The organism is Saccharothrix longispora, from assembly GCF_031455225.1.
Taxonomy (GTDB): domain Bacteria; phylum Actinomycetota; class Actinomycetes; order Mycobacteriales; family Pseudonocardiaceae; genus Actinosynnema; species Actinosynnema longispora.
The window spans coordinates 2,324,587-2,347,471 of record NZ_JAVDSG010000001.1 but is presented as its reverse complement, the minus strand read 5'-3'; the positions used below and the strand labels follow the sequence as shown (position 1 = coordinate 2,347,471).

At 72.2% G+C, this 22,885-nt stretch carries 11 protein-coding genes; 5 read left to right on the top strand and 6 right to left on the bottom strand.

Annotated features, from left to right (window positions below):
- Nucleotides 1-19: 19 nt before the first annotated feature.
- Nucleotides 20-1,165, bottom strand: coding sequence for an ROK family transcriptional regulator (locus J2S66_RS09390; RefSeq protein WP_310306283.1), 1,146 nt, complete (start codon nt 1,163-1,165; stop codon nt 20-22).
- A gap of 1,158 nt (nt 1,166-2,323) precedes the next feature.
- On the opposite strand from J2S66_RS09390, the gene J2S66_RS09385 reads away from it, so the two are divergent.
- Entirely contained in the window at nt 2,324-4,627 is a 2,304-nt protein-coding gene (locus tag J2S66_RS09385) for a molybdopterin-dependent oxidoreductase (RefSeq protein WP_310306281.1), read from the top strand.
- Nucleotides 4,628-4,792: 165 nt separating this feature from the next.
- Nucleotides 4,793-5,344 carry an EF-hand domain-containing protein gene (locus J2S66_RS09380; protein ID WP_310306279.1) on the top strand — a complete coding sequence of 184 codons (552 nt, stop codon included), beginning with the start codon at nt 4,793-4,795 and terminating at the stop codon, nt 5,342-5,344.
- Between the two features lie 421 nt (nt 5,345-5,765).
- On the opposite strand, the gene J2S66_RS09375 is transcribed toward J2S66_RS09380, so the two are convergent.
- Genes J2S66_RS09375 through J2S66_RS09360 form a run of 4 tightly spaced genes read right to left on the bottom strand, consistent with a single transcriptional unit; the run spans nt 5,766 to nt 10,475 of the window.
- Nucleotides 5,766-6,677: a carbohydrate ABC transporter permease gene (locus tag J2S66_RS09375; RefSeq protein WP_310306276.1), complete on the bottom strand. Its 912-nt coding sequence runs from the start codon at nt 6,675-6,677 to the stop codon at nt 5,766-5,768.
- A complete protein-coding gene (locus J2S66_RS09370; protein WP_310306274.1) occupies nt 6,674-7,975 on the bottom strand; it encodes an ABC transporter permease in 1,302 nt (433 codons plus the stop codon). Before J2S66_RS09370 ends, J2S66_RS09375 begins: the two co-directional genes overlap by 4 nt.
- Nucleotides 7,972-9,273: an ABC transporter substrate-binding protein gene (locus tag J2S66_RS09365; RefSeq protein ID WP_310306272.1), complete on the bottom strand. Its 1,302-nt coding sequence runs from the start codon at nt 9,271-9,273 to the stop codon at nt 7,972-7,974. Before J2S66_RS09365 ends, J2S66_RS09370 begins: the two co-directional genes overlap by 4 nt.
- Entirely contained in the window at nt 9,270-10,475 is a 1,206-nt protein-coding gene (locus J2S66_RS09360) for an ABC transporter ATP-binding protein (protein WP_310306270.1), read from the bottom strand. The genes J2S66_RS09365 and J2S66_RS09360 overlap by 4 nt, the downstream gene beginning before the upstream one ends.
- A 180-nt stretch (nt 10,476-10,655) precedes the next feature.
- Here J2S66_RS09360 and J2S66_RS09355 point away from each other — a divergent pair, with 180 nt between their 5' ends.
- From J2S66_RS09355 to J2S66_RS09345, 3 genes are all read left to right on the top strand, one after another.
- Nucleotides 10,656-11,354, top strand: coding sequence for a response regulator transcription factor (locus tag J2S66_RS09355; RefSeq protein ID WP_310306268.1), 699 nt, complete (start codon nt 10,656-10,658; stop codon nt 11,352-11,354).
- Nucleotides 11,351-12,616: a sensor histidine kinase gene (locus J2S66_RS09350; protein WP_310306266.1), complete on the top strand. Its 1,266-nt coding sequence runs from the start codon at nt 11,351-11,353 to the stop codon at nt 12,614-12,616. Before J2S66_RS09355 ends, J2S66_RS09350 begins: the two co-directional genes overlap by 4 nt.
- Before the next feature lie 464 nt (nt 12,617-13,080).
- Nucleotides 13,081-13,812: an SDR family NAD(P)-dependent oxidoreductase gene (locus tag J2S66_RS09345; RefSeq protein ID WP_310306265.1), complete on the top strand. Its 732-nt coding sequence runs from the start codon at nt 13,081-13,083 to the stop codon at nt 13,810-13,812.
- Nucleotides 13,813-13,877: 65 nt separating this feature from the next.
- Here J2S66_RS09345 and J2S66_RS09340 read toward each other — a convergent pair whose 3' ends face one another.
- A complete protein-coding gene (locus tag J2S66_RS09340) occupies nt 13,878-22,730 on the bottom strand; it encodes a WXG100-like domain-containing protein (RefSeq protein WP_310306262.1) in 8,853 nt (2,950 codons plus the stop codon).
- Nucleotides 22,731-22,885: the final 155 nt, after the last annotated feature.

Sequence of the window (22,885 nt, the reverse complement as noted above, 5' to 3'; positions counted from 1 at the left end):
TCGACGGCGCGCTTCACGGTCACCTGCCGTCAGGCCGACCCGCGGTGATCGTCTTCCTGATGGCGAGGACGGCCGCCGACCGGGCCCACTCACCGAAGTCGAACGGCTGCACGTCCAGGTCGATCAGCGCGGGATCGTCCTCGTAGGTGTCCGCGATGCCCTCGTGCACCTTCGGCGCGGTCAGCTCGTAGAGCGGCAGTCCTTCACCGGTGAGCAGGATCTTCTGCGGGTCCAGGACGTTCGCCGCGGTGCCGATGAGCACGCCGAGCGCGTAACCGGAGCGCTCGAACACGGTCCTGGCCTGCTCGTCGCCGGAGCGGACCCGTTCGACTGCCTCGGCATAGGTCGGAGAGCCGTCGAGCTGGCGGAGGATCACGTGCGTCATGAGGAAACTGGAGGCGCAGCCGCGGTGGCCGTAGCCGCAGTGCGGACCGGCCGGGTCGACGAGGATGTGGCCGAACCGGGGCGGCACGCCGCGGAAGCCCTCGACCAGCTCGCCGTTGACGATCAGTCCCGTCCCCACCCCCGCGCCGATGGTGATGACCACCATGGACGTCGTCCCGACGCCGGCGCCGAACCAGTGCTCGGCGGCGGTGAGCGCCTGCACGTCGTTGTCCACGGCGGTGGGTACGCCCGTCGCCTCGGCCAGCCGCGCGCCGAGCGGCACGTCGGTCCACTCCAGGAAACCCGCGTGGACGACCCGACCCGCGCGTACGACGCCGCCGAGGGTCACACCCAGTGCGGTGAGCCCGGGGAACCGGGTCGAGACCTCGGCGATCGCGGTGATCACCACGTCGGGGTCGTGGTCGAGCAACGGCTGCTCGGTCGAGTCCACCACCGTCGCGCTCAGGTCGGTGACCGCGGCGAACAACCGGTCGGCGGTGAGCTTGACACCGAGGAACCGGTGTGACGGACCGTGCACGTGCAGCATCTCCGACGGCCTGCCGGTGATCGAGCGCAGCTCCGTGGCGCCCTCCACCAGCAGGCCCTGGGTGACCAGCGCCTTGGTGACGCGGGACAACGTGGGCCGGGACAGCTGCAACCGGTCGGCGAGTTCGCTGCGCGGCCTGGCACCGTGGACGAGCAGTTCCAGCAGCACGTCGCGTTCCGCCGAGGACAGGCGCGGCCAGGTCGGTGCGGTACGGACGCGACTCCCCCTGGGCACGTCACGAAGATACCTCCCGCGCCGCTGCCGCACGCCAGGTCGACCGCATCACGATCCGAGCAGCTTGTGGGTCGTCGGCGGAAGGCGCTGGTACCTGGGACCTGTCAGGGGTGCGTGGAGCGGTTCGAGCAACCGAGCGGCTTCGGGGCGGTGCTGCGGCTCGGCCGTCACAGACACCGGGGAACCCCGGATGTGCCAGGCCCGCGGCCCGCAGTGCCGCAGACGCCGGGTGTTCAGGGGCACCCACCCGTACTCGTCGCCCAACAGGCCGATGGACAACGGCCGGCACCGCCGCACCTCGGACGCACAGGTCTCGAGGATCACCCGCTGCCGTGTCGCCTCATCGAGCCGGTCGTCCCTCTCGCCCTCCGGCGGAGGTCGACCGGGTGGACCGAGACGCTGAGACCACCGACGCGTAACGCATCGTTGACCGCGGGAATGACCAGCCGGGTGAGAATGTCGCGTTCGCCGTCCATGCCGCGGAACGTCGAGGTGATGAAGACCGGCACGCGCCGCCAACCGGTACGGCCCGGGGGTCGTCCACCGGCGCCTCCCGCGTCTGCGCGCGCTGCCCGGAAATCGGCCACGAGGACGGGGTCGCTGCCCGCCCGGCGACCGACGCGGACGGATCGGCGCGAGGAAGGCACGCCGTGGTCGTCAGGCGGGTTGTCAGTGGGATGCCCCTGCGACTGTCCAGTGGTGCTTCGCCGTGCCGGGTGCGGCGAGGAGCCGGAAGGTCGCGGGTGATGTGGCGATCGGCGACGGGGGTGACCTCGCGTCGGGTGTGGCCTTCGGCGGTGCGGCGGGCAGGGCGGGGTGCGGATGCACGAATCGAGTCCGGGGCGGGAGATGGCGTGCACGGTCCCGTCCGATTCGTCTTCTGCCTCGCCCTGGTCGGGACTATCGTGGATGCCGCGTCGCTGGTCGGGAGCCGCACCGTGCGGCACTCCGGACGGTGGGACGGAGGCTCCGCTGATGAGCGATTCCCGCGCGGGCCTCCCCCGCTCACGCAGTCGGGCGTGGCTCTTTCTGTTCCCGCGAGTCGGACGGCGTGCGCGTCGAATTCCCCGTTGCGGTACATCGCCCCGCGACGCGAGGAACAGTTGGCCTGGATCGGGGAAACGCCAGAGGTGGGGTTGACGCATCATGGAACGACGCATGTCGATCGCGACGCACTGGGGCAGTTTCGTCGCCGTAGTCGATTCCGGCCGGTTGGTGCGGATCGAGCCGCGGCACGACGACCCCGCTCCGTCGCCCATCGGCCCCGGAATGGTGACCGCCGCCGAGGACAGCGCTCGCGTGTTACGCCCTGCGGTGCGCAAGGGCTGGCTGGACGGCGAGCCTCGGGCCCACGGCGCGGCCAGAGGCGCGGACGCCTTCGTGGAAGTGAGCTGGGACCAGGCGATCACGCTGGTGAGCGACGAACTCCGTCGAGTTCGTTCGCGGTACGGAGACAGCGCGGTGTTCGGCGGGTCCTACGGTTGGGCGAGTGCGGGCAGGTTCCACCACGCGCAGGGACAACTCCACCGGTTCCTGGCGCTGGGCGGTGGGTACACGGACTCCCGCAACACCTACAGCACCGCGGCGTTGGAGGTGATCCTCCCCCACGTGATCGGCGGTCATCCGTGGAGCTACCAGAGCCGGATGCCGATGTGGGACGAGATAGCCGAGAACTGCGAACTCGTGGTGGCGTTCGGCGGTCTGGCCCTCAAGAACAGCCAGATCAACCCCGGCGGGCTGGCCAGGCACCGGACGCGGGACCTGCAACGCCGGTGCCGTGAGGCCGGGGTGCGGTTCGTGAACGTCAGCCCGATCCGCGGGGACGTCGCCGGCTTCCTCGACGCCGAGTGGCTGCCCGTCATCCCCAACACCGACACCGCCGCGATGCTCGGCATCGCGCACACGATGCTGGTCAACGGGTGGCACGACGAGGACTTCCTGCGCCGGTGCTGCGTCGGGTTCGACCGCTTCGCCTCCTACCTGCTCGGCGAGCTGGACGGCATCGCGAAGGACGCCGCCTGGGCGGCGAGGATCACGGGCATCGGCCGCGACGCGATCACCGACCTCGCCCGCCGCCTCACCACCCACCGCTCCCTCATCATGGTCAACTACGCGGTGCAACGGGCGGACCACGGCGAACAACCGATCTGGATGTCCGTCGTGCTGGCCGCCATGGCGGGCTCGATGGGCCGGCCCGGCTGCGGCTGGGGTGCGGGTTACGCGACGATGGACGCGACGGGCGTTGCCCGAGGCCGCGCCTTCGTGGCGACGGTACCCGAGGTTCCCAACCCGGTTCCGGACTTCATCCCCGTCGCCAGGATCGCCGATGCCCTGCTGCGTCCGGGCGAGGTCATCGACTACGACGGCGGACGCCTCACCCTGCCTGAACTCCGCCTGGTCTACTGGTGCGGGGAGAATCCGTTCCACCACCACCAGGACCTGCACCGGTTGACCCGCGCCTGGCAGGTCCCCGACACGGTGGTGGTCCACGAGGCCTGGTGGAACACGTCGGCCAAGTTCGCGGACATCGTCCTCCCGGTCGCCACCAGCCTGGAGCGCGACGACTTCGCCGCCGGCTTCTCGGACCCCCACCTCGTCGCGATGCCGAAGGTCCGCGAGCCGGCGGGCGAGTCGCGTACCGATCACCACATCTTCGCTGCCCTGGCCGCCCGGCTCGGGTTCGAGCGGGAGTTCACGGAGTCGCGCTCGGAGAGCGAGTGGGTCCGGCACCTCTACGAGCGGACCAGGGCCGCGCTCGGTGGCGACGACGCCTTGCCGGGCTTCGACGACTTCTGGCGGCGCTCCACCGCCGAGCTGCCGGCGCTGACCGGACCGGTTCCCGGCAGTTTCGAGGACCTGCGCTCGGACCCGCGACGTTTTCCCCTGGCGACGCCGTCGGGCCGGATCGAGATCTCCTCGGAGGAGATCGACTCGTTCGGCTACGACGACTGCGCCGGGCACCCGACGTGGTTCGAACCGGCGGAGTGGCTCGGCGCCGATCTGTCGGACCGGTTCCCGCTGCACTTGATCTCGAACCAGCCCGCCTCACGCCTGCACAGCCAGTACGACAACGGGGACCACAGCCTCGGTTCGAAGATCCGCGGTCGTGAGCCGGTGGCGATCAACCCGTCGGACGCCGCGGCGCGCGGCATCGAGAGCGGCATGGTCGTGCGCGTCCACAACGACCGGGGCGGCTGTCTCGCGGGCGCGGTCCTGTCGGAGGACGTCATGCAGGGTGTCGTGCAACTGTCCACGGGAGCGTGGTGGGACCCGGTCCGGCCGGGGGTGAGCGGAACACTGGACCGCCACGGCAACCCGAACGTCCTCACCGCGGATCGACCGTGCTCGCGCCTGTCCCAGGGACCGAGCGCCCTCAGCGCGCTGGTCGACGTCGAGCCCTACGACGGTCCCCTTCCCGATGTGCTCGCCTTCGCACCGCCGGGCCTCGCGCCGCCCGGCTGACGTGCGCCGTGGTCGACGTGCGCCGCGGCCGACGTGCCGGTTCGGGTCGGCGAACTCGGCGACCCGTCCGTCGACCACGGCGGCGTCACTCGAACGAGTGATCTGTTCTGCCCGCTGGTCGAGTCGTTCGGCTGTTCCCTGATCGCGTGACTACGTTGCGCGATCATGACTGCAATTCGGGATCTCAAGTACCGCCAGTGGTTCAAGGGCGCGGACGTCGACGGCGACGGGGTGATCACCCGTCAGGACGTCCGGTTGATGGGCGAGCGCTACGTCGCGGCCCGTGACACCGCGTCGGGGGGTGAGACCGCCCGCCGGCTGACCGAAGGGCTGGACTCGTTCTGGACCACCGTGATCGCGCCCATGGACCAGGACGGTGACGGGAAGGTCGACCTGCCGGAGATGACCGAGGGGTTCCGGCGGGCGCTGGCCGATCCCGCCCTGTACCCGCAGCAGGTCGGACCGGTGGCCGACTGCTACTTCGACCTGGTCGACCTCGACGGGGACGACAGGATCGACCAGGCGGAGTTCGGCGAGATCTTCGGCCTGGCGGGCAATGTGTCCCCGGAGGACTGCGCCGCGGTCTTCGACGCGTTGGATCTGGACGGCTCGGGCGGGCTGGATCGCGCGGAGGTCCACCGGGCGCTCGCAGAGTTCTTCTACGGCGACGACCCGGACGCCCCTGCCGCGCACCTGTTCGGCAGGATCGCCGGCTGACAGGCCGTGCCGCGTCGTCCGGGGCACGTGGTGTTACGGGGCAGGGCGAGCGGCGTCGTCCGCCTGTTTCGAGATCGGCTCTGGCCTGTAGTCGGTGGTGAATTCGAGTACTGGTCAGGGCAGGGGATGCGGTGACCGCACCACCTCCTGCTCCGCAGGAGATGACCGGTGCGCACCCTCGACCATCCGGTCAGCCTGCGGGCAACCGATCACTTTCGACTCAATGATCGGAAGGCCCGTTCCCCTCGGGATCCCCGGGAACGGGCCTTCCGGTCGTCCTGCCCGTGACGGGCCGGTGCGGCCCGTCGCCCAGCAACGGCGCGTCGTGGCCACGCACCCAGGGCTCGAAGCCTTGACGCGGTACCGGCCCATGACGGCATCCCGGGCCACCGGGCGTCACCGGCACCGGTGGTGCCCGGCGCTACTTGGTGGAGCCGGCGAGCACCCCCTGGACGAAGTACTTCTGGAACGCCAGGAACACCGCGAGCGGCACCGCCATGGACAGGAACGCCCCGGTGGAGAGCAGGTCGATGTTGGAGCCGAACTGCCGCAGCTGCGCCCGCAGCGCGACGGTGATCGGCGCCGAGTCCTGGTCGGCGAACACCAGCGCGACGAGCAGGTCGTTCCAGACCCAGAGGAACTGGAAGATCGTCAGCGACGCGAGCGCGGGCTTGGCGATGGGCAGGATCACCCGGCGGAACACCACCCATTCGGTCGCCCCGTCCATCCGCGCCGCCTCGACCAGGTCCACGGGGATGCCGGTGAAGAAGTTGCGCAGCAGGAACACGGCGAACGGCAGGCCGAACGCGACGTGGAACAGCACCACGCCGGTGATGGTGCCGAACAGGCCGAGCGCGCCGAACAGCTCCGCCACCGGGATCAGCGCCACCTGGATCGGCATCACCAGCAGGCCGACCACCACGACGGTGAGCCAGTCGCGGCCGGGGAAGTCGATCCACGCCAGGGCGTAGGCGGCCAGCGCGGAGATCACCACGACCAGGACGGTCGAGGGCACCGCGATGGAGACGGTGTTGAGGAACGACTGCCAGATCGTGGCGTTCCCGGCCAGGTCGGCGTAGTTGTCCAGGGTCAGCTGGGCGGGCTGGGTGAAGATCGTCCACCAGCCGCCGGCGGTGTTGGCCTGCTCGCTGCGCAGCGAGGCGATCAGCAGGCCGAACACCGGCATGAGCCAGAACAGCGCGACCAGCGCGAGCAGCACCTGCACCGCGCCGTTGCCCAGCCCGGCAACCAGCCTGGTGAGCGGGCCGCGCCTCGGCGAGCCGGCCACCGGCACCTCCACCACGCGGACCTCGCGCGACATCACCGTGGTCATGACCGCTCCCGTCGGAACTTGCGGATGTTGTAGAGCATCGCCGGGGCGACCAGCAGGAAGAGGGTGATCGCCAGCGCGCTGCCGACGCCCTGGTCGCCGCCCGCGCCGAAGGACACCTGCCACATCTGGAGGGCGAGCACGTTGGCCTCCTCCTGGACCGAGCCGGGCGCGATCACGAACACCAGCTCGAATATCTTCAGCACGTTGATCACCAGCGTGACGAAGACGGTGAGCAGCACCGGCGCCAGCAGTGGCACGGTGACCCGCTTGAACACCTGCCACTCCGTCGCCCCGTCCACCCGCGCCGCCTCCAGCGCGTCGCGCGGGATCGCGGAGAGCCCGGCGGCGATGAACGTGATCGCGAACCCGGTCATGATCCAGATCCAGGACGAGATGATCACCGGGGTGACCAGGGCGGGACCGAGCCAGGTCAGACCGCGGAACGGCAGCGTGAAGTTGTCCGGCGGCAGCCGCACCGAGTACTCCCCCGGCGCGAGGTCGGCGAAGGTGAAGCGGCCGTCGCCGCCGGTCATCGTCGTGGCGACCACCGCGCCGGCGCGCAGGACCTCCACCTCGACGCCGGGCAGGCCCCGTTCGGCGGGGTCGATCCGGCCCGGGCCGCCGCCCGCCGACACGTCGAGCCACACGGCGCCGCGCACCTCGCCGACGCCGGGTTTCGGCTGCGGCACGGGACGGGCGTCGGCGGGCACCTCCTGCGGTGAGTACCCGACCAGCGGCAGCAGCACCGCGTCGCCGGGCGAGACGGTCGCGGTGCAGAGGTAGCCCTCCTCGGTGGCCTCGAAGCCCTCGCGGGGGCGGGCCCCGGGGTAGGGCGACGGCGAGGAGAACACGTCGTGCACCCCGACCAGCGCGGCGTTGACCACGCCGCGCCCGGGGTCCTCCTCGTAGACGAGGCGGAAGATGATGCCGGAGGCGAACAGCGAGATCGCCATCGGCATGAACAGGATAAGCCGGAACGCCGTGGCCCAGCGGATGCGCTCGGTGAGCACCGCGAAGATCAGCCCGAGGCAGGTCACCGCGGCGGGGGCGACGACCACCCAGACCACGTTGTTGCGGAACGCGACGAGCGTCCGCGGGTCGGTGAACGCCTCGACGTAGTTGCCCACGCCGACGAACTCGTCACCGCTCGCGTCGAAGAAGCTGCGGAACAGCGAGTAGACGAGCGGGTAGACGACCAGCGCGCCGAGCAGCAGCAGCGCGGGCAGGAGGAACAGCGCGGCCTTGCCGGGGGATCGCCCCGGTTCGGCCGCACCGCGTCGGGCCAGCGCGTGGGTCACGGCGCGTATGCCTTGGCCGCGTCGGCTTCGAGCCGCTGCACCGTCTCGTCGAGCTTCGTCGGGTCGGCGAGGAAGTCCTGGAGGTCCTTCCACATGCCCGCACCCTTGGTGCCGCCGAACGCGGCGGGGGCGAGGTCGGAGAGGTCGAAGCGGACGTTGTCGCCGGCGTCGACGATCTGCCCGGCGAGTTCGCGGGTGACGTCGTCCGGGTAGGTGTCCGACGTGATGCTCTTGTTCGCCGACAGGTAGCCGCCCTCGGCCGCCCACACGGAACCGGACTCGGGCGAGGCGAGGAACGCCATCAGCTGCTTGGTGACCTCGTCGTCCTTGAACTGGACGGCCATGTCGCCGCCGACGACGACACCGGGCTCGCTGCCCTTCACCGACGGGAACGGGAAGAACGCGGCGTCCTCGCCGACGACGGCGTCCGTGCTGGAGCTGATCACGCCGGAGACGAAGTCGCCCTCGAACACCATCGCCGCCTTGCCGGGGTCGCCGAAGACGTTGGTGACCGACTTGGGGAACTCGGTCTGCAGTGCGCCCGACGAGCCGCCCTCGATCAGCTGCTGGTTCCCGAACAGCTTGGCCAGCTCTTCCAGGGCCACGCGCACCGACGGGTCGGTCCACGGGATCTCGTGCTTGGCGAGCCTGTCGTAGTTCTCGGCGCCGGCAGTGCGGAGGTAGACGTTCTCGAACCAGTCGGTGAGCGTCCAGCCGTCGGCGCCCGCGATGGACACGGCGGGCTTGCCCGCGTCGGCGAGCGCGCGGCCGGCGGCGAGGAACTCGTCCCACGTGCCCGGCACGGCGGCGGGCACGGCGGCGTCCTCGAACGCCTTCGGGCTGTACCAGACGGTGGACTTGTTGGCGGCCTTGAAGTAGACGCCGTAGAGCTCGCCGTCGACGCTGCCCAGGGTCTTCCAGATGGGTGCGTAGTGCTCCGAGACCGCCTGCTCCACCTCGCTCGCCACCGGCTTGATCGCGCCGGACTTCGCGAGCTGGGCGGCGAAGCCCGGCTGCGCGACCAGCGCGACGCTCGGCGGCGTGCCGCCCGAGACCCTGGTCTGCACGACGGTCGGCAGCTCGTCGCCCGCCGGGGTGTAGGTGATCTTTGCGCCGGTCTTCTCGCCGAACGCGGCGAGCACCTTCTCGAAGCGCGCCTGCTCCTCGCCGGACCAGGTGCCGACGACCTCGGCCGCCTGCCCCGCCAGCGGGCCGTCGCCGCCGGTGGACGTGCCGGTGCCGCAGGCGCTCAGGGCGCACGCGACGGCCACGACGGCCACGGTTGCGTTGAATCTCATCGGTTCTCCTCGTTCCAGACAGCGACACCGGTGGCCGGGTCGAAGAAGTGCAGGCGGGACGTGTCGACCCAGGTGGCGACGGGCTGTCCCTCGTAGATCCGCGAACGCGGGCTGAAGCGGCCGACCAGGACCGTGCCCTTGTCGGGCGCGGGCACGTCGTCGGCCCCCGAGTCCTCGGCGAGCGCGCGCGTGTCGTCGGTGTCGGCGGGTTCGGCGTCCACCGGGAAGTGCACGAGCAGGTCCGACCCCATCGCCTCCACCAGGTCGGCGACCGAGTGCAGCAGCGAGCCGTCGGAGTCCTCCACCAGGGAGGCGTCCTCCATGTCCTCCGGGCGGATGCCCAGCACGACGTCGCGGCCGACGTAGCCGGCCAGCGCGGGCCGCTCGCGCAGCACGGAGTCCGGCAGCCTCAGGGCGTCCGAGTTGAGCATCACCCAGTGGCGACCTTCGCCGTCGACGTCCAGCCTCGCGGTCAGCAGGTTCATGCCCGGGGAGCCGATGAAGCCCGCGACGAACAGGTTCACCGGCCGGTCGTAGAGCTCCTGGGGCGGTCCGACCTGCTGGAGCACGCCGCGCTTCATCACCGCGACGCGGTCGCCGAGGGTCATCGCCTCGGTCTGGTCGTGCGTCACGTACACGGTGGTGACGCCGAGGTCGCGCTGCATCCGCGCGATCTGGGCGCGCATCTGCACGCGCAGCTTGGCGTCGAGGTTGGACAGCGGTTCGTCCATCAGGAACACCTGCGGGGCGCGCACCATCGCCCGGCCCATGGCCACGCGCTGGCGCTGACCACCGGAGAGGTTGCGCGGCTTGCGGTCGAGGTGGTCCGCCAGCTCCAGCACTCGGGCCACCCGCCGGACCCGCTGCTCGATCTCCTTCTTCGGCATCTTGCGCAACGTCAAGCCGAAGGCGATGTTGTCGAAGACGTTCAGGTGCGGGTAGAGGGCGTAGGACTGGAACACCATCGCGACGTCCCGGTCCCGGGACGGCACGTCGTTCACGACGCGGTCGCCGATCCGGATCGTGCCCTCGCTGATGCTCTCCAGCCCCGCCACCATCCGCAGCGCCGTCGTCTTCCCGCACCCCGAGGGACCGACCAGGACGAGGAACTCGCCGTCGTGGATGTCCAGGTCGAGGTTCGTCACGGCACGCGTGCCGTCGCCGTACGCCTTGCCGAGACCGGCAAGCACCAGTTCTGCCACACCAACTCCACGACTGTGTGAAACCAGGGGCACCGCGGACGCGGTGTGGCGCAGAACGTAGACCGCGCTCCCCTAAGCACGGCTTAAGAAGCGGGAACGATCGGCACAAGGTCCGCGAGGGAAGGATGTGTGCCCGGACGCCCCTCGTCGGAGCCCCGGTGGCGCGCCTAGGCTCCGGCCATGCCGAGAGCGCTCGTGGTCGAGGACGACCCCGCGGTCCAGGCCGCGCTGGTGCACGCGCTGCGCGGGCTCGGCCACCTCACGCGGGCCGTGGGCACGGCCGCCTCCGCGTTGCGGGAGGTCGCGGCGGGCACGCCGGACATCGTGGTGTTCGACCTCGGCCTGCCCGATCTCGACGGTGTGGCGGCGCTGCGGATGCTGCGGGACGTCAGCGACGTGCCGGTGCTCGTCGCGACCGCGCGCGGCGACGAGGACTCGGTCGTGCGCTCCCTCAACGCGGGGGCCGACGACTACATCGTCAAACCGTTCTCCGGCACGCACCTCGAAGCCCGGGTCAACGCCCTGCTGCGCCGCAGCAAGCCCTCCTCCGCGCAGGGCGCCCAAGAGCGCGAGGACGTCATCGAGCTGGGCGGCCTGCACGTCGACCTGGGCCGGCGGCAGGCGACGCTGGACGGCGCGGCGCTGGAGCTGAGCAGGCGGGAGTTCGACCTGCTCGCCTACCTGGCCGGGCACCCGGACCGGGTGGTCGGCCGACGCGAGCTGTTCCGGGCGGTGTGGGACCACGGGACCGCGGCCGACGACCGCACCATCGACGTGCACACGTCGTGGCTGCGCCGCAAGCTGGGCGAGACCGCCGCCGCCCCGCGCTACCTGCACACGATCCGGGGCGTCGGCTACCGCTTCACGGCCCCGGGGTGACGCGGCTCGCCGCCCGCGCCCTCGTCCGAGCCTGCGGTGCGCTCGCCGTTCCCCTGGTGCTGCTGACCGTCGTGCTGACGGTGTGGCACGAGCGCGGCCTCGTCCGCGAGCGCGACCGGCACGACGCCGCGCTCGTCGCGGAGGTGCTGACCGTGAGCACCGACCCGGACGTCCTGCGCGCCGCCGTGAGCCGCACCGAGGCGGGCCGTTCCGGCCGGGTGGAGGTGCGGTTGCCGGGCGGCGGGGTGCTGGGCGTGCGGGTGGACGGGCCCGCCACCGTGCTGGCGGTGCGCGCGGCGGGCGGCGGGGAGGCCTCGGTGTCCTTGACCCCCTCCCCTGTCCCGGTGCCGTTCGCGACGGCCGCGCTGGTGCTGGTGCTCGCCGCCGTCTGCGCGGCCGGCGCGGTGCTGCTGGGCCTGCGACCGCTGCGACCGCTCGCCGGGGCGCTCGCGCTGATCACCGAGGTCGCCGGGCGGGACGGCGGTCGCGTGCGCGTGGACGGGCCTCGCGAGCTGGTGGCGCTGGCGGAGGCGGTCAACGCCAACGCCGACCGCACCGAGCACCTGCTGGCCAAGGAGCGGGAGATGATCGCGGACGTCTCGCACCGCCTGCGCACCCCGCTCACCGCGCTGCGCCTCGACGCCGACGCGATCGGCACCGGTGCGGCGGCGGACCGCGTCCGCGCCTCCGTCGAGGCCCTCGGCCGCGACGTCGACCGCATCATCCATTCCCTCCGCCCCGTCGCCCCGGTCACCACTGCGCCGACGTGTGACCTGGTCACGGCCGTGACCGAGCGGATGGTGTTCTGGTCCGCGCACGCCGAGACCCAGGGGCGGCCCTGCGAGGTGTCGCTGCCGGACGGGCCGACCCCGGTCCCCCTCTCCCGCGACCGGCTCGACGCGGTCGTGGACGCGCTGCTGGCCAACGTCTTCCAGCACACCCCGCCGGCCGCGCCGGTCTGCGTCGAGGTCGTGCGGCACGCCGGGTGGGTCACGCTCGTGGTGGAGGACGGCGGTCCGGGGTTCGCCGACCCCGGCCGCGCGCTGCGCCGCGGCGCGAGCGGCAGCGGGTCGACGGGGCTGGGCCTCGACATCGCCCGGTCGACGGTGGAGGCCACCGGCGGGCACGTCGTGGCCGACCGGGGCCGGTTGGGCGGCGCCCGCGTGCGGCTGAGGCTCTGCGGGATCGGCCGGGAGCACAGCCCGGAGGACCCGCGCGCCTGGCGCCTGTGGAAGGACGGCCGCACCCGCGCGACGGGGTGAACCCGCCGACATCCCCCGCCGTGCGGGAGTTGTCACCTGTTGTTCGGCGGCGGGAATTGTCGGATCGGTCGTCCGGGTGACATGCGAAAGTCCACTTCCTCGCCGCCGAAGCGCGGCAGGTGCTCGGTGAACCCGGGCTGGTGCGACCCGCTGTCGCAGCGCGGACGGTGTCCGTGCTCGGCGCGTGGTCGGCCTGCCGCACCCGCGTGGTGTGGGCAACGGTCCCGAGGTCGACTGGTCCGCTGGGAACGCCGTCGTCCTCGTCCTGCCTCACCACGACGACCGAGCCCGAGGCGTCGACACCCACGTCGGAGGATCACGAGCCGGATGCGCCGGCGCGCCGGATTCCCCGTTCGGGCAAGGCCCACTGCCCGGTCGGGCACCGTGGATCGTGTGCTGGACCGATCCGTGTGCGGTTCTCGCAGACTGCGTCGCGAGCACACCGATCACCTCCTGGAGAACGCATGGAATTTCGCGACAGCGTGGCCCTGGTCACCGGTGGGACGTCGGGCATCGGGCGGGAAACCGCGCGACTGCTGGCCGCGGGCGGCGCCTCGGTGGTGGTGTCGGGTCGGGACGAGACGCGTGGCGCGCAGGTGGTCGCGTCCATCCGGGACTCCGGCGGGTCGGCCCGGTTCGTGCCGGCCGACCTCGTCGACCTGGACTCGGTGCGCGCGCTCGCCGAGGACGCGGGCGAGGTGGACATCCTGGTCAACAACGCGGGGGTCTTCCCGTACGTGCCGACCGCCGCACAGGACCCGGAGGACTTCAGCCGCCTCTTCGACCTCAACGTGCGCGCGCCGTTCTACCTGACCGCCGCGCTCGTCCCGGGCATGGTGGCACGAGGCGGCGGCAGCGTGGTCAACGTGTCGACGGCGACGAGCGTCATCGGCTCCCCCGGTTTCGGGGTGTACTCGGCGACCAAGGCGGCGCTGGAGTCGCTGACCCGGACGTGGGCGGTGGAGTTCCGCGGCACCGGTGTGCGGGTCAACTCGGTGGCCCCGGGTGCCACCGGGTCGGAGACCGTCGTCGGGCACGGTGAGGATGTCGTGGCGATGTTGGCGGAGCAGGTCCCGCTCGGGCGCATCGCCTCTCCCGCCGAGGTGGCCGAGGTGGTGGTGTTCCTGGCCTCCGCACGGGCTTCCCACGTCCACGGGGCCAGGTTCGTCGTCGATGGCGGGCGCACGGTGCTCTGAGCAGCGCCCACGACCCGCTGCGTGGCGGCGGCGCGAGCGGCAGGTGCTCCGCCGGGGTCGGGTTGTCAGCGCGGTCGGGCGCCGCCGTGGTGCGTCGGGCCGTGCCGGTGGGTGTGGGTGCTCTCCTCGTGCGGGGTACCCGGTTGCCCTGTTCCGGGTAGCGGGATGTCGAACTCGCCCGTCTCCGCGATGGGCGGGAGCACCGGGGGCCGGCCTGCGCGCGGCGGGAGTCGGCGCTGGAACTCCTCCTGCTCGTGGAGCGCGGCGACCTCCCGGTCGTAGGTCGCCTTGGCGCGCCACCACTCCTGCTCCGCGGCCTGCTCGGCCTCCGCCGCGGCGCGTTCCGCGCGCAGTGCGGCGGTGTAGTGGCGCAACTGTTCGACGTCGACGCCACCCGCCGACAGCGCGGCGGTCAGGTGGTGTTTCCGGTCGACGAGCCTGCGCAGGTCCAGGGAGGCGGTGTGCCAGGCCTGGCGTCGGGCGGCGAGTTCGGTCCTGGCGTTGCGCGCGTTCCCGGTGCGCAGCGGGCGGCTGGTCCCGGCCGCCGCCCTGAGCGCGGCGTCGAGTCGCCGGCGGAGTCGGCGGACCTCGACCTCGTGCCCGGCGATGGTGCCGGTCAGGTCGTCGAGTTCGGCGAGCCGGTTCGCGCGCGTGCGGGCGTCCACGTCGATCGGGTGTTCCCGTGCGTCGCGTTCGGCGGTCGCCGCGCGCTTGCGCTGTTCGGCTGCGAGCCACGCCTTGCCCTTGTCCGCCAGCGCGGTGGTGGCGTCGATCAGCGCGGGGGGCAGGGTCCTGCCGGTCATCTCGACGGCTTTGCCGTCGCGCACGCGCACGGCGTACGCGTCGTGCACGGTCACGTCCTGGTAGCTGACCTTGTCGGCGCTGCCGAACAGCGGTTTCGACGTGGGTTTGGCGATGATCCGGAATTCGGCGCCGGTCAGCAGGACGCGGGAGAGCTTGTGGTCGGGGGTGATCGTCCACGGCATCAGCGGCTCGAACGTCCGGGCCGGGCCCGCGGTCCTGGTGTTCTCCGCCCGGTACGCGGCCGGCGCGGCGAACGTCGTGACCTGGCGTTGGGCCGAAGCGGACTTGTCGTCGAGCGGCTGGCGCGCGGGTGACGCGCCCGACTGGCCCTGGGGTGCCGAGTTCGACTCGCCGCCCGCGCCGAACGGAGCGGTCTGGGCGACCTCCACCGTGCCGCCGGTGGTGAGCTTCACCTCTTCTTTCTCCGTGTCCATCCGGTAGGACTTGATGTCGACGCCGGCGCCGGCGCCGGCGAAGCGGGGTGGCGCGGGCAACCGGATGTGGATCTCCACGGTGCGGCCGAGGCCGCCGGGGAGCGGCACGGTGAACGTGCCCTCGGTCCCGGCGGTCAACCCGGCCCGCACGCTCGCCGGTGTGATGCCCGTCTTGAGCGCGCGCTCGATCGCGGCGGTCGTCCTGACTCCGGAGTGGGCGAGCACCTCCTTCGCGTGGGCGCGCAGGAGGTCGACGTCGCCGAAGTAGTGCTCCACCCAGTAGTCCTCCACGCCCGGCAGCCGCGTGGTCTTCGGGCCGCCGTCCGGGCCCGTCCGCCACGTCGCCAGGTCGTCGGCGGTCATCACGGCGGACTTCGCCGGGGCGGCGGGTTCGGCGGACCCGAGCCGGCCGCCGTGTTCCGGTTCGGGGAACGCCTCGTCGGGGAGCTTGGTGATCTCGACGTCCTCGGTGACGAGGACGGACGCGAGGGTCCGGCCGTGCCGTTGGAGCTTCACCGTGAGGTCGAGCGTGCCGCGGTGGGTGGCGGCCGGCCCCTTGTGCGCGGCGGCGTGGGTGTACTTCGTCGACCGTTCCGCGGTCTTCTTGTGGTCGCGGACACCCGTGGTCTTCTCGACGTTGAGGCCGCCGCCGACCTGGCCCTGGGCTCGGCCGTCGGCGGTGGCGGGTCCGGCTTTCTCCTGGATGGTCAGGGCGGGGCGGGCGGAGATCATGCCGGTGAAGAAGGTCCGCGTCCTGCTCGTGACCTCCTTGGTGCCGAACTCGGCGGTCACGGCGGACTTGAGCTTGGTGAGGTTCTTGACCGTGCCTGGTTCGGGAGCCTGGGTGAACGCCGCGTCGAGCGTCAGTTCGTAGGTGCGCCCGCTGAAGCGGTCCTCCAGCCGCACGGGGGTGGTGGTGCCGCCGTTGAGCAGGCTGTTGACCATGCGGTTCGCGTCGGACAGGAACCACGTGACGGCGGCGATGTTGGCGTTCTTGGGGTCGAGGGCGCTGTCGGGCAGCAACCGGCCGGCCAGGTCGGGGCCGATGCCTGGGGTTCGGGCCAGGTTGGCCCGGAGGGTGTCGATCCGGGCGCTGAGGTCGATCGGGGCGATGATGCCGCCCAGGCCGATGGACGGTTTCGTCGTCTTGTCCGGCCGCAGCGACGCGGGCGCCTCCACGGCGCGGTCCGCGGTGGGGGTGGTGGTGCCGCGTTCGGGCGGTCGCCCCGTGCTCAGTTCGTGGAACTGGTCCTCGGTGAGCCAGACCAGCGCCGACTCGGGCAGGTCGACGACCGCGCCCCGGGCCTTGGCCGGGTCGGGGGTGGCGAGTCCGAAGCTGAGGTTGCCCCGGTGTCGTGCCTCCGCGACCACGGTGGCCTCGATGTCGACCCTGGCGAGGACCATCCGCTGCGGAGGGGTGCCGACGGCGAGCTTCTCGCCGCTCTTGAGGTGCGCGGCGGTGGTGGCGCCGCTGCTGGTGCCGTACGGGGAGGCGACGACCACGAAGAGGCCGCGCGCGGCGACCTCGTTGGTGCCTCCCGCGGCGGGCGTGTAGCCCTTCTGGGTCAGCAGCGGGACGGCGACGGCGTAGCCGCGGGCTTGGGTAGTGGTGCCGCCGGAGCCGCTCGCCTTGCTCGACGCCTCGTGCTCGCGCACGACCTCCTGGTACTCGCGCGCCGTGACCTGGCGGGCCGAGAGCGTGGGCCGGAACGTCACGCCCAGGGTCGCGGTGAGGTCCTCGGCGCGGCGTTCGTAGGTGAGCTGCGAGGAGTCGATGACCGTGGTGCGGCTGAACAGCCTGGGGTCGCTCGTGAGCGCCTCGGGTGAGAGCCGGTCGCTGATGGCGCGCGCGATGGCCTGGGTGCGGGAGCGCACGACCGGGTCGTGGTCGGCGGCGGCGGCGAGCACGTCCGTGGCGGATGCCTGCACCGCGGGCGCGGCGGTGAAGGCCACCACCTCGACGTCGTCGAAGGCGCGGGACATCGCGGGCCGCAGGGCGTGCGGCAGCGCCAGGGCGTCCTGGTCGATCGGCCGGTCCGGTCGGCGTGCGCGGCCGTCGTGCGACGGGTCCCGGTCGGGTCCGGTGAGCAGTGCCTCCGGGACGAGCACGCGCATGTCCAGTTCGACGGGGTCGGGTGCGGTGAGCTGTTCGGTGTGGGGGGCGTGGCGGCCCCGGCGGCCGAAGCTGATCTTGCGGATGCTCTTGTTGTGCCGTTCCGAGTAGTCGATCTCCCCGGTGATGGTGACCTTGGCGTGGAACTGGCGCACCGCGCGGTTGCCGATCCTGCCGTCCTCGGTGAGGGAGTCGCCGCGCTTGCGCTCGACGTTGCGCTTCGCGCCCAGCGTCAGGGCGACGTCGGAGAGCCAGGCCCGTGATCCGCGCACGCCCGCGAGCAGCACGCCGAACGGGGAGGTGGACGGCAGGGTGCCGAGCGGTGCGAGCAGCCGGCCCTGCGGTCCGCCGCCGAACTCGACCTCGCGTCCCTGCCCGAACTCGCTGCTGGTGACGTCCTTGGTCCTGGACAGCCCGGTGATCTCGGCGGCGTCGAGCGCCTCGCCCTCCTCGATGTCGCCGACCCGTGCCTTCAGGATGACCGTGACCTCGCGGTCGTGGAACCAGCCGGCGCGCTTGAGCGGGATGTGCAGTCCGCTCCCGCGGTCGGACATGTGCTCGACCAGGTGGGAGATCTCCTGGTCGGAGAGCGCGTCGCCGAGGTTGGCGCCCAGTTCGAGCGCTTGGGCGACCTTGCCGGTCAGCCTGCCGCTGTCGATCTCCGGGTCCGTGAAGGACCGCACGAACCTGCGCTTGTCGTGCTTCCTGTGCTCCAGGTGCCGGAGGAACTTCTTCCTGTCGAAGTACCAGCCCTCCTCCTTGGGCAGCTTCGTGAGCAGCGGTTGGATCGCCCGGTTGAGCAGTTCGCCGCTGGTGAACTCCTCCACCAGGCCGAGCAGCGCCTGGCCGTCCTCGAACTCGCGCGGGCCCCGCGTCGTCCGGTCCGGTCCGGTCCGGAACCCGTCGGGGGGCCGCGGCACGATCCCGGCGCGTCCGGCGTGCTCGCGAGTGGCCCACTGGTGCGAGCTGACGTTGCCCTCGAGCGTCCACGGTTTCCGGCCGGCCGCGCCGACCTGGCGGACCTCGATGTCGTACACCACCTCGTAGCGCACGACGTCGCCCTTGATGTCGAGGGCTTCCTTGGCGGCGGTCGACCGCTCCAGGCCGGAGGAGGCGTTCTTCTCCACGCTCGCGTTGTAGGTCAGACCGCCCGCCGCGGTGCCGACGGGTCGGACGTCGGCTCCGCCGCCGACGAAGCCGAACACGCCCCAGCGGCGCTTGACCTTGGTCCGGTGGGAGCGCTCGTAGTGCTGGTGCCGCCGTTCGGTGATCGTCATCCCGCCTCTGGTGTCGTTCACCCGGACCCAGCGGGCGACCGCGCGCATCTCGATGCGGGTGGATCGGGGTCGCCACTCCACCCCGCCGCGGCTGCCGCCCCTGAAGATCGGTTCGGAGCGGACCCAGCCGGCCTCCGGGTTGGCGTCCCCGTCGAAGACGACCATCCTGCGCAGGTTCGCCTTGATGTTGTCCTCGCCGACGAACTCGTGGACCACGTCGCGGCCGTGCGCCCCCACGGCGGTCGCCTTGGCGTGCCGGGGTCCCAGCAGCGCGATGACCTGGTCGGCGAAGGGAGGCGGGGAGGCGGGGTGCGTGCCGCGGTGGACGACGACTGACTCGGCGACGAACCGCTTCGGCGGCGGTTCCCGCCGATCGACCGGGCGGATGCCGTGCCGGGCCAGGGACTCGGCGCGGTCCTGCCCGGAGGTGCCGCGGCTCGTGGCGTCGTGGACCAGGGCCCCGGCGTCGTCCTCGGTGGCCAGGTCGGTCGGCACGGTGAGCAGGACGCTCGCCCCGGCTTCGACGACCTGCCCGCCGCCCTCGACGTCCACCGGTTTCCCGTTCGCGTCGACGAGGGAGAACCTCACGGTCAGGGGCACGTCCACCTCGCGCGGCGAGGAGAACGCGATCTTCGACGAGTGGGCCAGTTCCTTCTTGGTGGCGCCGCTGACGTCCTCGGTCGGGGCGATCGGGACGCCGGGCACGGCCTGGACGACGATGCCGGGCATGCCGGAGAACTGCATGGTCGGCATGATGTCGGCGTCGCGCTTGTAGCCGGTCTCCTCCGAGGTCTTGCGCTTGTCCTTGGTCCCGGCGATCAGGGCGTAGGTGCCCGTGCCCGTCGGCTGAGCCCGGTCCCAGTGCAGCGTGGACCTCATCCTCAGCTCGTAGGTCCTGCCGTCACCCTTGACGACGGCCCGCGCGCCGCCGTCGGCCAGCGTGCCGGCGATCGACTTCTCGAACGCCTTGACCACGCCGTCGACGTCCTCCCACTTCCGGACGCCGGTCGCGAACCGCTCCAGCCGTGCGCCGATGTCGAGCGCCTCCCCACGGGTCGTGCCCTTCTGCCCGGCCACGCCGAGGGAACGGCTGGTGCGCAGGTAGTCGGGCAGGCTGTCCTGGAAGGGCCGCGCCGCGAGCCCGTCCTGCCGGGTCGTGCCCTGCTGCGCGTCGTGCTCGTGGTCCTGCGACTGCTGCTCCTGTTCCCGCTCCCCCGGTTGTTCGACGTCCGCGTTGCGGTCGCGCATCGTCCCGGACGCCTCCGGGACACCGGTGAAGGCCTTGGGCAGCGCGGTGCCCTCCGGCAGGGGTCGGGTGATCCCCCCGGCCTCCTGCGACGGGTCGCCGATGGCGAGGGCCAGGGTGTCGACGGAGCGCTGCGGCACGCGGATCTCCGTCATCGGGCGCGGTGTGCCGTCGGGTCCGGTCTCCACGTGGCGGCCCATGACCGTGCCCGCGACGTCGAGCCGGCCGGGGGTGGTGGAGTACTCCTCGACCAGGCCGATCATGTGGCCGAACTCGTGCGCGGTGTGCGCGGCGAACTGGCCCGGCCGCCAGTGGGTCTGGTCGATGTCGTGCTCCGGGTCCAGTTCGACCACGTGGTGGACCGGCCCGTCACCCGTCCTGGGCATGATGCGGAAGCGGAGCAGGTCGCCGTTGCGCAGGCGCAGGTCGGGCTTGTTGTAGAACTCGTCCACGGCCAGCTGGGCGTCCCGCATCACCTGCTGCTTGGTCGCGTCGTCATAGCGGCCGCCCGGGTCGAGGTCCACGACCACGGTGACCTCCACGACGACGTCGTGACCCTGCCTGGCACGGCGGACCTCGAACGCCGAGCGCACCGGTGCGGGCCAACCCGGTGCGGTGTGCACGCGTCCGCGCTGCTGCGGGGGTGCGGCGTCCAACTGGTCGCGCGGGTAGCCGTGCGGGACGGCGGAGACGGGCTGCGGCTGGGCAGTGCCCACCGCGGGGACTGCCGGGTCGGCGGGGACCGGCGAGTCGACGAAGACGGCCGGGTCCGTGGGGGCGGGTGCGGTGGTGGGGGAGGCTGGGGCGATGACGTCGTTGCGGCCGTCACCTGCGGACTCCGGATGGATTTCGGAGGGGTTGTCGGCGGGTGGGCTGTTCTCGGAGGTGGTCCCGTCGGGCGACGCGTCCTCGCCGGAGTGGACGGGGGTCTGGCCCGGCGACTCGACGGCGGAGGGGCGGAACTCGGCCTCCGGGTTCGTCCCGGCCGCCTCCACCGGATGGGCGGTTCCGGCGTGGGGGGTTCCCGGCCGGTCGGTCGCCGGGTGTGGCTGTCCGGCCGGCGGGCGGGTGCCGGTCTCCGACTGCGCGGACGAGTCGGCGGGGGCGTCGATGCTCCGGTCCGGGCCGGGGACTTCGCCCACCGCCACTTCCCCGATGCCGGGTGGACCACCCGGGACGTGCGAGACCACAGGGGTGCCGGGTGGCAGGGGGTGCTCGCCACCGGGGATCGCCGTGTCCGGCTGCGGCGTCTGCCGCAGGGTCGGCGTGGCGGGGTCGGGCGTGGCGGGGTCGGGCGTGGCGGGGTCAGGCATAACGGGGTCAGGCATAACGGGGTCAGGCGTGCTCGGTTGAGAACCGGTCGGTACCTCGGGCCGGATCGTCACCGGAGCGGTATCCGGCTGCGGGGCGGTGGTGGAACCGGTCGTGCTGCTCGGGGAACTGTCCCCGCCGGGATCGGGTGCCGGTGGTGGCGAGTCGCGCACCGGCAGGTCGGCGGAGGTCCACGGCGGCGGCGTGGTGGAGGCGTCCACCGACCTGTCCCGTGGCGCCGGGGCCTGGGAGTCGTCGCCGCTTCCGCCCGGTGCGCCCGGCACGTGGGCCATCGGCACCTGTTCCACCGGGGTTCCGGTCATCGGAAGTCGGTCCGGCGACACGTCGACCGCAGGTGGCGGCTCGACCACCAGCATGATCCGGCCGATCGGCTCCCCACCCACCGGGACGTCGACCAACGGGTCCCGTCCCGACTGCGGTGGATCGACCGCAGGCGGGTTCCGGCTCACCGGCAGACGCGGGCTCGTCGCCGGGCCCGGGTCCACCGGCAGGAGCCCCACCGACGTCCCGGCCGGCGGTACGGTGTCGACCGGCGGAAACGCGTCGATCGGCGTCAACGTCGTGACCGGCGGTGCGTCGGCCACCGGGGCACCCGATCGCGGTGTTCCCGTCCCGGTGTACCCGGGCGTGCCGGGCAGCGGAGACGGTTGCCGGGGATGGGGCATGATCTCGGCGGGCAGTGGTTCGCTCACCCCGTCGATGTTCGGCGTTCCCGTGAACAGGTCGTCGCCCCCGGCAACGGCACCGCTGCTACCGCTCCCGCCGAGACCGGACGCTCCGGAACCGGGCCTTTCCTGTCCTGCGAGCACCGGGGGCTCGTCCGGGAGGATGAACCCGGATGTGTCCGGCGCGACCACCCGCGGGCCGTTGACGACCTGGTCGATCCTCTCGCCGAGGTCGTCGACGCCCTTTCCCGCGGCGCCGCTGAACCCGCCGTTGACCGCCCCCGCCCACACGTCGTCCATGCCCTGGCCCAGGATCGCGGCCGCGCCCACGCCGACGGCGACGTCGGCGACGGCCTCGGTGAACCCGTGGAACCACGCCTTGTCCTGGATGTCGGGCCTGTACCTGTGCGCGCCGGCGTGCATTCCACCCGCGATGCCGCCCGCCGCGGAACCGGCGACGAACTCGACCAGTGTGCTCTGCCCGTCCCACACGTGCCGGTGGCCCTCGATGAACTGCGCGATCTGGGCCAGCGCGCCCTGGAAGACCTCCGCGACGCCCTCCTGGAGCGCTTCGCCCACCAAGCGGATGGCCCAGTGCAGCTGCCCGACGATCCGGTTGACCGCCATGCGGGCACCGGTGACGAACGAGGGCACCAGCGGCGCGGTGAACGGGCTCGCGAGCGCCCAGACGATCGACGAGGCGAAGAACGCGATCTCGATCATCATCGAGTAGATGCCCAGCTCGACGTTCAGCGCCAGGTCGAGCAGGGCGTTCGACTGCTGCCGGGCCAGCGCGACCAACTGCGGCACGGTCGACGCCAGCTGTTCGACGTACTTGCGGAACGACCGCGCGACCTCACCACCGACGGAGCGCTCCACCTCGGTGGTCAGCGCGGCCAGGGTGTTCCCCATCGCCTGCAGCGTCGTCCCGCCCTCGGCCCAGCCCCGCGCCAGCGCGCGGGTCGCCGCGACGTCGACCCTCGGCGCCTGTTGACCCGCGACGAGGACCCACAGCCAGTCGAAGGCCGGGTCGAAGTGGATGTCCACGGGTCAGCACCGGACCGCTTCGCCCGCCACCGCACAGATCACGAGGTCCCTCCCCAGTTGCCCAACGGCGGTGCGCGACCACCCCGTGATCGGCGCTCCCCGGAGCCCGGTCGGTGGTCGGACCGGCGGTTGTCCGCGTACCGCGTCCACTGCGG